We start from the raw sequence: 8,123 nt of genomic DNA on the forward strand, positions 1-8,123 counted from the left end.
CATCCCTGACGCACCACGGCCTTCAGCGACGGCTCGTCCCCGTCCTCACCACCGCCGCGCGACTCCGGCAGCAGCCACCCCGCCACCGCACACGCCGCGCACACCGCCACGCTCGCAGCCCCCAGCGCCCGGTACCCGCCGACCGCCAGCACCGGCGACGCCACCGCCGACGCCGCCACCACCGCCAGCAGCGACACCGCCTCGGAACGCCCGATCAGCCGCGCATACGCCCCCTCGGCGCCCACCCGCTCCAGCCGCTCGTACACCAGCGCCTGCATCGTCCCCGAACGCAGCGCCGACCCCGCACCCCACAGCACGAAACCCACGGCGAACACCGGATACGAAGGAAAGAACGCCCACAAACCGAAACCCGCGCCGGCCAGCAGGGGAGAGGCCACCAGCAGCAGGCGGCGGGAGAACACGTCCGCCCACACACCGGACGGCAACTCCAGCGCGAACGTCGTGACCGACCAGATCACGAACAACGACGAAATGGCAGCGGGGGACAACCCGGTGTCGGCGAACAGCACCGCGTAAACCGGGTACAGCAGAACGAAGTCCTCGAGGAACGCGTAGGTGTACAACCTCCGCGCGAGCCCCGCCTCAGCTGAAGATCAATGTCGTCGGCGCATACCGGCATGCTAACCGAACGCGGCGACGGGGTCCCCGCCGTTTCCCGCGCGCCGTGCCGGTTGGTCACACCGGCAGGAAGACCGCGGTCGCCTCCTCCGCGAGGATCGCGGAATTCGGGGCATCCGGATCGGTCTGCGCCAAGTGCAGCAATCCGAGGATGGCCGCGTAGGCGACGCGCGCCCGCGACACCGCCCGGTCCGGCGGCAGGCCGAGCTCGCGGTAGGTCCGGGACAGGAGGTCAAGCCGGGCCCGGTTCACCTCGCGGACCGCGTCCCTGACCCGGGGGTCGTTGCGGTCGCCGAGCAGGCTCAGGTGCACCGACGGCGCCAGCGGCTGGACGGACTGCACCACCACGGTGAGCAGCTCACGCAACCGCCGCGCCGGATCGGCCACCGCCGCGAGTTCGGTGAGTGCCTCGTCGCCGTGACTTCGCACCCACTCCGCGAGCGCCGCCGCGACCAGCTCGTCCCGGTTCCGGTAGTGCGCGTAGAAGCTGCCCTTGGTCACCCCCAGCGTCCGCGCCAGCGGTTCGACCGCGACCGCGGCCAGCCCGCCGTCCGCCATCGCCTTCAGCGCGGCCCGCGCCCAGTCATGGGCGGACAGCCGGGTCGACTCGTTCACCACGCGCAACAGGATACGCCAGCGTATTGACGGGTTCGCGAATCGGAGGATACGGTGGCGTATCAATACGCACCCGTATCAATACGCGGCAGCACCAAGGAGCGACCGAATGGGGCACACGAGGGTCCGCAGAGTGGTCACCGGACACGACTCCGAGGGCCAGGCCCGCCTGGTCGACGACCGTGATGTCGAGCCCATCACGTCCGACCTGATGCCCGGCTGCGCGGCCTACCGGCTGTGGGGCCGGGACGAGCGGCCCGCGTTCCCCGACGACGGCTCACCGCGCCCCGCCGAAGCCTGGTACCCGCCCCGGGACGGATCGCGCTTCATGATCAACGTGATCGCGCCGGGGGACCTGGTGCCACCTCCGGACCTCGACATGGCCGCGGCCATGGACGAACTGGAGCAGCAGATGCCGGGCGCGGCCACCGCCATGGACCCCGACGTCCCGGGAATGCACACCACCGACAGAATCGACTACGTCATGGTCGTATCAGGCGAAGTCACGCTGGACCTCGACGACGGCGAGCAGACGGTGCTGCGGGCGGGCGACGTGGTCGTCCAGAACGGCACCCGGCACGCCTGGCGCAACCACGGCACCGAAACCTGCACGATCGTCGGCATCGCCATCGGCGCCGACCGCACCCCGCCCGCCTAGCCTCGAACGGTCAGACGGCCGCGGGGGAGCGGCCGAACAAGGCCAGCAGCCGCGCCTGATCATCGGCCTCGCCGGCGACGGCCACCTCGGGCCCCACCATCCCCGTCTCGCGCCCGCGCTGCGCCATCCGCCGCGCGGTCTCCAGCGCGGGACGCACCAGATCCGCATCGAAGACGATCGGCAGCCCGGCGGCCTGTGCCAGATCCCACGTGTGCACGAGCAACTCCAGCGGATATTCCGCCAGCCAGTTACGCAAAGTGACCGTGATGCCGATGCCCAGCAGGATCCGCCGATCCAGCGCCTCGGGCGTGAGTTCGCCCGTCATGCGGGCGCGCACCTCACGCCAGGACGCCGGCGGATCATCCCCGGCCACCTCGCGCCAGTCAGGATCGTTCTCGGGGAGTGCCCGCCCGGCGGCGCGCATCTCGACCACCAGCAGCCCGGCGATGACGTGCCCGGCCACGTCGACCCCCGCCCAGCCCTCGCACGGCGACGGTGACAACCACCGGTCCGCCGGCACCGCGACCAGCACACCCTCGAAGACGTCAAGCGCGCGCACGAACTGCTCTGGGATCACAACGTCACACCCACCCGGGACACCCGCATGCGGAACCCGCCCAATCTAGCGGCAAGGCCCCATCAGAGGTCTACTTAACATAATGCTCATTATCGACCAATGATCAGGTAGGGTGAAAGTAGGGCACTCGGCGCGTTCATGGCGTCAGGTGGTCTCGGCGTCGAGGGTGATCCAGAATCTGTCCTCGCCTCGGGTGCGGCCGTCGTGGACGCCGCCGTTCGCGACGATCACGCGGCGGGACGGTTCGTTGTCGGCGCCGCACGTCAGCAGCACGCGGTCCAGGCCGAGCCGCCTGGATTCCGCCAGACCCGCGGCGAGCATCCGCGTGGCGTGGCCCTGCCGCCGCCACGGCGGGACGACGTGATAGCCGATGTGCCCGCCGACCTCGGCGAGTTCCGGCGTCAGGCGGTGCCGCAGGATCAGCGTTCCGATGTAGTGCTCGCCTGAGACATACCAGAACGTCGTGTACGGGACGCCCCAGCGTCGCTGGACACCGTTCCGTCCGGCGACGAACGTGTCGAAATCGGTGAGGGCTTCGTCCAGCCAGCCGGCGGGCCCGCCGCCCAGCCGCAGGTCGGCCTCCTCCCCGGCCAGGAACGACTCACGCACCGCCGTTGTAGGCGGCACCAGTCGCGGCGGCGAGACGAGCGTTTCCATGTGCACCATTCTGGCCGACATCTCGCAAACGCCCGCCCACGCCGGGCGCGCGTGCCCTACTTTCAGTCATAAACCAGACAGAAGCTGGATTCTGTCTGGTTTATGAACTTTGTAGCGCCATGTCCGATTTTGTATTGGACGGGGACGGTGAGCTTGGCGAAGGCATCGCAGGAGCCCGGTCATCCTCACCGCCGGGTTGCGGATCGCAGGCGGTCCACCTCGGCTTGAGTGCAACCTTCGGACAGTGACCCCGGGGTGAGGCCCGCCAGCTGCTCATGGACGTCATCCTGCCGGTCCTGGCCTGACCGTACTCACCAACGCCGTCATCACCTGGACCACCGAGTACTACGGCATGGCGATCGGCGAGCTGCGCGGCCAGGGCCGCGACATCGGCGCCGAACTGCTGAGCTTCATCGAGGGCTGGCGGCCACTGCGCCCAACAACCGTCACCCAAGCCGGAACCACGTTCATGCTCCACCCGTGACCGCCGCTGACACTCCGTGTCCGTGTACGACCTCATGTGGCGAGTCGGGTACGGCCTCACGTCCAGAGCTCGGCTGGTGTGCTCACGCCGCGCGACGTCTGTCCCGACACCGGATACGCCCGCCTGTCCTACGGGCACGGCCGCGCGCTGCTGGACACGCACCCGCGCTGGGCGGGCCGGGCACCGGCTGGGATCCTCACGAGCTGCGGCACTCGGCGCTGACCCATCTGGGCGAGGGCGACGCGAGCCTGCTGATGCTGATGGCCAAGTCCCGGCGCAAGAAGCCCGAGAACGTGCGCCGGGACTTCCATCCCTCGCCGGAGGCGATCGCCGAGGTCACCAGTCTGCTGGGGCCGGCGACCGCCGCCGGTGAGGTACTGGTGAGCGCAGGCGATGCGATCAACGCCCGTCTACCTCAGTGAAGCCCGGCGGCCAGCCCGTTGTGGCGCCTCGATCCGGTCATGGCGGCGGGTGGTGGAGTGCGTACTGGCCTGCGATCCATCGGCAGATCGCTTCCACGACGTAGCCTTGCTCGGCATCGTCGAGCGTGCGCCCGGCGGGGATGTCGTGCCAGCGTGCCAGGCAGGTGCGGCAGCACGTCGCGGTGGCGTGCTGCGCGACGAACACCGGATGCCCGCGATAGGGCGTCTGACGGCCGTCGTTGCGCGGTTCGGCCGGAGCCAGCCTGCGCTCGACCAGCTCTCCGGCGTGTCTGCGGACGGCTGTGATGCCGCGCAGGTCGACCACCGCACGGTCCCGGCCACGGAGCCGGAACCTTGCGCGGAAGTGGTGCTGCCCGATCTGGTGCAGCCTGGCATCCAACTCCTCCATCACCGGTTCGGGACTCCCTTCCGCGGTCGATCAGGACTGCTGCTGGGTGATGTTGACCATCCAGGTGATCCCGAACCGGTCCACGAGCGAGCCGGCCTCGTCACCCCACGACTGCTTCTCCAAGGGCAACGTCACGGTGCCGCCGGCGGACAGCCTCTCAAAGTAGCCGCGGAGTTCGGCGTCCTCGCCGCCGAGGAAGACCGCAACGTTGTTGCCGGGGGTGTGGGGCATCTCTTCCCGGACGTCCCAACCCATCAGCGTGAAGCCGTCCGGAGTGCGGAGCGTAGAGTGCATGATCTTGTCGGCGGGTGCGTCCGCCGAGCCGAACTCGGCGTACGTGCCCATCTCCAGTTCGCCGCCCAACACGTCCCGGTAGAACTCCATCGCCTGCCGTGCGTTCCCTTTGAAAGCCAGGCACGGGTTGAGTAGAGATCCCATCTGATGCTCCTTCTTGCGAGTGACTTGCGAACGGCCAGGACCACAGCAGCGGGCACCGACAGATATCCGAACCTGACAGCACTCGAACGCCGAGGTCCGGCCCGCGGGAACCGCTTACGGGCCTAGACCCGTATCGAGTGACCGCTCAGGTGTCTGAGGGGTCACTCACTCCGATAAGCCTCCCAACGAATCATGACATCCTGTGTCGTGTATACCGGCAGAATCTTCGTGTGCGCGCCGACCGGTTGGTCTCGCTGGACCCGAAGATCGGGGTCGCGAGGCCACGGATAAGGGTCCTTTATCTGTGGCTATCTGTGGCCTCGTAGGATCGCGGCCCCGCCCGGCCTCCGGACCGGGATCCGGGGCGGCTACATGAAGCGGACCCTTTATCCGTGGCAAGGAGACGACCGGTGCCGACCGCGCTCAACAAGGTGGTCGATCTGCGTCCCGGCGACGGTCGCGCCGACGGGACGCTCGCCACGGTGCGGTCGGCGGCCGACGCCTTCCTCGACTCGCCCGCGTGCGCCAACTCCAACACCCGACGCTCCTATACCACCACCCTCGACAAGGTCGCCGTCGAGCTCGGCGGCGACCGCCCGCTGTCGTCGGTCGCCGATGAGGAGCTCGGGCAGGCCCTCGAACAGCTGTGGGGCGAGGCGTCGGTGGCGACCTGGAACACCCGGCGCGGAGCGGTCGGCGGCTGGCTGAAGTGGTGCGCCGAGCACGGCGTCGCCGACGCGGCCGAGCTCCCGGCCATCCCGGCCTGGTGCAAGTGCCTGTCCCCGCCCGGCTCCGACACCCCGGTCCGCTCCCGCACCGCGATCGACCGTCTCATCGGCCGCCGCGAGGTCCACCTGCGCGAGAAGACGCTGTGGCGGATGCTGTACGAGACCGCCGCCCGCTCCGAGGAGATCCTCGGCGTCAACATCGAGGATCTGGACCTGTCGGGGCGGACCTGCCCCATCAAGGCCAAGGGAGCCAAGCCGCGGACCCGCACCCGTGGGGCGTCCCGCGAGCAGTACGTGATGGAGCGGGTGTGGTGGGACGCCGGCACCGCCCGGCTGCTGCCCCGCCTCATCGCGGGCCGTACCTCCGGGCCGCTGTTCATCGGCCACCGCCGGCCCGGCCCCGGCAAGAAGGTCGACGCCCGCGACCTGTGCCCCGACACCGGCCGGGCCCGCCTGTCCTACGGCCAGGCCCGCGCCCTCCTGGACAGCCACACCAGCATCGGCGGCGAGACCGGAACCGGATGGGACCTGCACGAACTCCGCCACTCCGCCCTCACCCACCTCGGCGAGTCCGGCGTCTCCCTCCTGCTGTTCATGGCCAAATCCCGGCACAAGAAGGAACAGCACGCCCGCCGCTACTTCAAACCCTCAGCGGCCGTCATGGCCGAAGTCACCGCCGTCCTAGGACCAGCCTGACCGCGAGGCCACCCGCATCACAGCCGCTGAACAGCAGCCACCCACCAGGCAACTAACCAACACCCGAGCCACAAACCCACAGGTCAGCTACAGGTTCGTTGGATTTTCGGCGTTTGCTACCGGGACCCCATCAAGCTGTTGAGCTGCACCGACGCGCTCACCGAGTCCGGCGTCGCGTCGATGAGGCGGTCGGTTGCCGCGCCGGTCCCCCGACAGCTTGCGCACGGCGGTTACCGCCGTGTCCGACGAGGCCCGGACGGCTGGGAAGGGGCGGAGCCTGGCTCTGCTGACCATCCTGCTGGCGGCGTTCCTGGACCTCACACGCCTCCCCCGCGCACCTGCGGCGGTGGCCTCGCCGCTGTCCGCCCTGGCCCCGGTGCCGGCCTGCTGGTCGCGGCGCGGGTGCTGTGCGCGGCCGCGATAATCCCGCAGGTGCTGTCGCAGATCCAGGTGATGTACGCCCCCGAGGAGCGGGGCGGTCCCATGGCGGCGGTCGCGGCGCTGTCGGGCGTGGCCGCGACACTGGGCGCGATCGCCGGGCCGGCGCTGCTGGAATGGGACCTGTCGGGAGCGGGCTGGCGCATGGTGTTCTTGTGAACGTCCCCCTGGCCGCCCTGGCCACCGCCGTGCCGAGTCGGCCGCCAGGCTCGACCTGCGCGGGGCCGCGCTGTCGGCGGCCGGGCTCCTGCCGGTGCTGTATCCCCTGATCACCGCGGCGGACCGGTCCGGATGGGTGTGGTCGTGGCGCCGCTGCTGCAGTTGACGCTCAACGACGTGCCGAGTCGGCGACGCAGGCTCGGGGTCGGCGCTCAACAACACCGTGACGCAGTTGGCGGCCTCGGTCGGTGTCGCGGTGATCGGCACCTTGTTCTTCACCCGGGTACGCGGTACCGGCGGCATTCCGCAGGCGCGGGTCGCCTCGCTGTGGTTTGGTATCGCGCTGCTGGCGGTGGCTTTCGCGGCTACCTGTCTGCTCCCCCGCAAGCCCGCCGCGCCAGGGAAGGGAGCGGCCGTGCCGTGCGCTGGTTAGGTGTTCCACGGCTCCGGCCGGTGCCGGGTGGTCATGGTCGTCGGCGGTGGGGTTCGAGGGCGCGGATGTAGTCGACGAGGCGGACGCCGATGTCGAAGGCGATGTCGGGGCCGGTCAGGTCGGCGTCGGGCCAGGTTTCGGAGATGCGGCGCCAGGTGTCGCGGCCGAGGAAAACGCCGGTGCCGGGGTCGTCGCCGAGTTCGGCGCGCCAGGCGGTCTCGGTGGCGAGGAGCCGGGTGAGGGCGGCCTCGTTGTCGGGTTCGGCGCGGTGCTCGGCGTGGAAGCCGATCTCGATGGCGTGGTCGCGGGCGCCTGGGGCGATGGCGGCGGGGATGATCTGGGCCTCGTAGTGCTCGCGTGCGGGTCCGGGGTCGCCGAACCAGGCTTTGACGCCGTTGTGGCGTATCTGGACGTGCGGATGCCCGAGACCGGGCGGGGTGGATCCCCGGACGATCTCGCCGACTTGGTCGAACAGTGCCCAGTCCGTCATCGCGTCGATCTTACGGAGGTTCTGTCGGTGGCGGGAGGTAGCGTCCGGCGGGTGCGTCCTGCCGATGTTCAGCGACTGTCCGTGGCCGAGTGCGTCGACCGTTACGCGGAGATGGTGCGTGCGAAGACGTCGACGGGGGCGCTGGCGCCTGCGACGGCGGAGGTGTACGCGCGGGACGTGGTGACGTTCGCGGCGCTGGCGGGTGCGGAGCGGGTGCTGGACGATCTGGCGGGCGAGGACGTCGATGAGGTGCTGCTCCGGTTCGCGCGGAAACGGGATG

The 8,123-nt window shown here is 69.9% G+C and carries 13 protein-coding genes and 1 pseudogene; 7 read left to right on the forward strand and 7 right to left on the reverse strand.

Translation table 11 applies throughout. From position 1 onward, the window contains the following. Positions 1 to 584: MFS transporter (locus tag E1293_RS41145; RefSeq protein WP_132204606.1), on the reverse strand; the 584-nt coding region annotated here is incomplete at its 3' end. Positions 585 to 696: 112 nt separating this feature from the next. Further along, a complete protein-coding gene (locus tag E1293_RS41150) occupies positions 697 to 1,257 on the reverse strand; it encodes a TetR/AcrR family transcriptional regulator (protein ID WP_132204608.1) in 561 nt (186 codons plus the stop codon). A gap of 106 nt (positions 1,258 to 1,363) precedes the next feature. Here E1293_RS41150 and E1293_RS41155 point away from each other — a divergent pair, with 106 nt between their 5' ends. After that, entirely contained in the window at positions 1,364 to 1,912 is a 549-nt protein-coding gene (locus E1293_RS41155; RefSeq protein WP_132204610.1) for a cupin domain-containing protein, read from the forward strand. Between the two features lie 10 nt (positions 1,913 to 1,922). Here E1293_RS41155 and E1293_RS41160 read toward each other — a convergent pair whose 3' ends face one another. Together E1293_RS41160 and E1293_RS41165 are read right to left on the reverse strand one after the other, a co-directional pair. Further along, on the reverse strand, positions 1,923 to 2,489 hold the full coding sequence (locus E1293_RS41160) for a TIGR03086 family metal-binding protein (protein ID WP_165978631.1): 567 nt from the start codon (positions 2,487 to 2,489) through the stop codon (positions 1,923 to 1,925). 144 nt (positions 2,490 to 2,633) lie between these two features. Next, positions 2,634 to 3,146, reverse strand: a complete 513-nt coding sequence (locus E1293_RS41165; RefSeq protein ID WP_132204614.1) for a GNAT family N-acetyltransferase — start codon at positions 3,144 to 3,146, stop codon at positions 2,634 to 2,636. Positions 3,147 to 3,498: 352 nt separating this feature from the next. On the opposite strand from E1293_RS41165, the gene E1293_RS50370 reads away from it, so the two are divergent. Continuing rightward, entirely contained in the window at positions 3,499 to 3,630 is a 132-nt protein-coding gene (locus E1293_RS50370) for a hypothetical protein (RefSeq protein WP_279473342.1), read from the forward strand. Between the two features lie 254 nt (positions 3,631 to 3,884). After that, on the forward strand, positions 3,885 to 4,052 hold the full coding sequence (locus E1293_RS48990) for a hypothetical protein (RefSeq protein ID WP_207939406.1): 168 nt from the start codon (positions 3,885 to 3,887) through the stop codon (positions 4,050 to 4,052). A gap of 37 nt (positions 4,053 to 4,089) precedes the next feature. Here the strand turns inward: E1293_RS48990 and E1293_RS41175 are convergent, their stop codons facing one another. Together E1293_RS41175 and E1293_RS41180 are read right to left on the reverse strand one after the other, a co-directional pair. Then, positions 4,090 to 4,461, reverse strand: a complete 372-nt coding sequence (locus E1293_RS41175) for a DUF4186 domain-containing protein (protein WP_132204622.1) — start codon at positions 4,459 to 4,461, stop codon at positions 4,090 to 4,092. Between the two features lie 30 nt (positions 4,462 to 4,491). Continuing rightward, positions 4,492 to 4,899 (reverse strand): VOC family protein, encoded by a 408-nt coding sequence (locus E1293_RS41180; protein WP_132204616.1) that lies wholly within the window; start codon positions 4,897 to 4,899, stop codon positions 4,492 to 4,494. A 410-nt stretch (positions 4,900 to 5,309) separates the two neighbouring features. On the opposite strand from E1293_RS41180, the gene E1293_RS41185 reads away from it, so the two are divergent. The 3 genes from E1293_RS41185 (at position 5,310) to E1293_RS41190 (ending at position 7,353) form a co-directional block, all read left to right on the forward strand. After that, entirely contained in the window at positions 5,310 to 6,323 is a 1,014-nt protein-coding gene (locus E1293_RS41185; RefSeq protein ID WP_243717330.1) for a tyrosine-type recombinase/integrase, read from the forward strand. Positions 6,324 to 6,755: 432 nt separating this feature from the next. After that, positions 6,756 to 6,920, forward strand: a complete 165-nt coding sequence (locus E1293_RS48125) for a hypothetical protein (protein WP_165978632.1) — start codon at positions 6,756 to 6,758, stop codon at positions 6,918 to 6,920. A gap of 223 nt (positions 6,921 to 7,143) precedes the next feature. Continuing rightward, positions 7,144 to 7,353, forward strand: a complete 210-nt coding sequence (locus E1293_RS41190) for a hypothetical protein (protein ID WP_132204618.1) — start codon at positions 7,144 to 7,146, stop codon at positions 7,351 to 7,353. A gap of 31 nt (positions 7,354 to 7,384) precedes the next feature. On the opposite strand, the gene E1293_RS41195 is transcribed toward E1293_RS41190, so the two are convergent. Further along, a complete protein-coding gene (locus E1293_RS41195; protein ID WP_132204620.1) occupies positions 7,385 to 7,843 on the reverse strand; it encodes a hypothetical protein in 459 nt (152 codons plus the stop codon). 51 nt (positions 7,844 to 7,894) lie between these two features. Between E1293_RS41195 and E1293_RS41200 the strand changes: the two are divergent. Next, a pseudogene (locus tag E1293_RS41200) lies at positions 7,895 to 8,123 on the forward strand (tyrosine-type recombinase/integrase); the annotation flags it as partial.

The organism is Actinomadura darangshiensis, from assembly GCF_004349235.1.
Classification (GTDB): domain Bacteria; phylum Actinomycetota; class Actinomycetes; order Streptosporangiales; family Streptosporangiaceae; genus Spirillospora; species Spirillospora darangshiensis.